Raw genomic sequence first — 1,501 nt, forward strand, 5'->3', positions numbered from 1 at the left:
GGGGGTTGGGGGTCTTGCCCATAGCCGAGCTATGGGCGTCGCACCGCGCCTTGCATCCCATCCCGAGAAGGTACTTGCGCGGCCCCGTTTAGGCCGTGAACAGGTTCTGGGTAATCCGGGCACGCCTGTGAAGGCGCGCCTCTCCATGGTGGCCAAGCCGCCATGGAGTCCAAGCCCGCAGGCCCTGGCCTGCGGGCTTTTCTGTTTTTGCCGATGTTTCCCCGCACACGGCCCCCCTGGCCGCCTACAGACGGCCCGCCGCACCAAGGATTTACTGGGGGTGACACCACCGTCCGCCGCCACTGGAGCCCACCGTGAAAATCCCTCCCAACGCCTCTCGCCCCTTCCCAGGCCTGCTGCGAAGCACGCTGCTGCTGGCTGCCGTGGCTGCGCTGGGCGGCTGCGGCCTGCGCCAGGCCAATCCCTACCTCGCCCAACAGGCCATGCCGGAAACCTTGCGCGTGCCCGCAGGCTACACGGCGGTGCTCGAAGCCCAAGGCCGGGGTGAGCTGCTTTACGAATGCCAGGCCGTCAAACGCGCGCCTTATGAATACGCCTGGCTGCTGCTGTCCCGCGGCATCCGGCTGGCAGACGGCGCGGGCAGCACCGTGACCTACTATCCCGGCGCCCGCGCGCGCTGGGAGCACAGCGACGGCTCCAAAGTGAGCGCGCAGGAACTCGTCGAAGTGCCCGGCGACCGCCAGAACCTGCCCCTGCAGCGCGCCATGGTCGGCCCCTCCGACACCCCGGGCGCCCTCGCCAACATCCGCTACATCCAGGGCCGGCGCACCGTGGCCGGCGTCGTGGCCAACCCGTCCTGCACCTCCGCCACCCTGGGCATGCGCGTCTCCGTGCCCTATGAGGCCGACTACGTGTTCTGGCGGCCGGCCGCCTGAGCTTTCAGGCCACCATAAAAAAAGCCCGCACGAAGCGGGCTTTTTGTTGCCTCAGGCGGGCTTAGCGCTGGTAATAAACCGGTGCCGGGCGGTAGTAGCCCGGGCCGGGCGCCTGCACATAGTAGCCGCCATGGTGCCTGTGGCCGTGGCGCGGGCCGTAGTACACGGGCTGCGGGTAGTAAACCGGTGCCGGCTGCACATACACAGGGCGGGGTTGGTGGTAATAAACCGGCGCCGGCTGCACATACACCGGGGCGGGCTGTACATACACGGGTTGCTGGTACACAGGGTAGGCATTCGTCACGCCCACCGCCACACCCGGCACGCCTATGCCCACGGAAAACGACACGTTGTCGCGGGCCTGGGCGGCACCTGCAAAGCCCAGGGCGGCCACGGCCAGCGCGGCGGTGGCGCCTGCCAGTGCGAGGGAGCGGTTTGCTTTGAGGCTTGTCTTCATAGAGTTCTCCTTAAACCGGGCAGGAAATGCCCATGTGCTTATTAAACGCGGCCACCCTGTAATGGCATACCGCACGCCCCGTGAAGAGCGTAGCCAAACGTAACCCCCTAAAATCATTGAATGACCACCCCTTCCCCCGCCGCAGCCC

The 1,501-nt window shown here is 67.0% G+C and carries 2 protein-coding genes; one reads left to right on the forward strand and one right to left on the reverse strand.

Annotation, left to right across the window (positions count from 1 at the left end):
• The first annotated feature begins 314 nt into the window (after nucleotides 1–314).
• Complete coding sequence (locus ACEN8I_RS24100) at nucleotides 315–896, forward strand: DUF3455 domain-containing protein (protein ID WP_413331187.1); 582 nt, start codon at nucleotides 315–317, stop codon at nucleotides 894–896.
• Between the two features lie 61 nt (nucleotides 897–957).
• Here the strand turns inward: ACEN8I_RS24100 and ACEN8I_RS24105 are convergent, their stop codons facing one another.
• On the reverse strand, nucleotides 958–1,353 hold the full coding sequence (locus tag ACEN8I_RS24105) for a hypothetical protein (RefSeq protein ID WP_413331188.1): 396 nt from the start codon (nucleotides 1,351–1,353) through the stop codon (nucleotides 958–960).
• Nucleotides 1,354–1,501: the final 148 nt, after the last annotated feature.

Origin of the sequence: Polaromonas sp. CT11-55 (assembly GCF_047303325.1) — a bacterium.
Classification (GTDB): domain Bacteria; phylum Pseudomonadota; class Gammaproteobacteria; order Burkholderiales; family Burkholderiaceae_C; genus Polaromonas.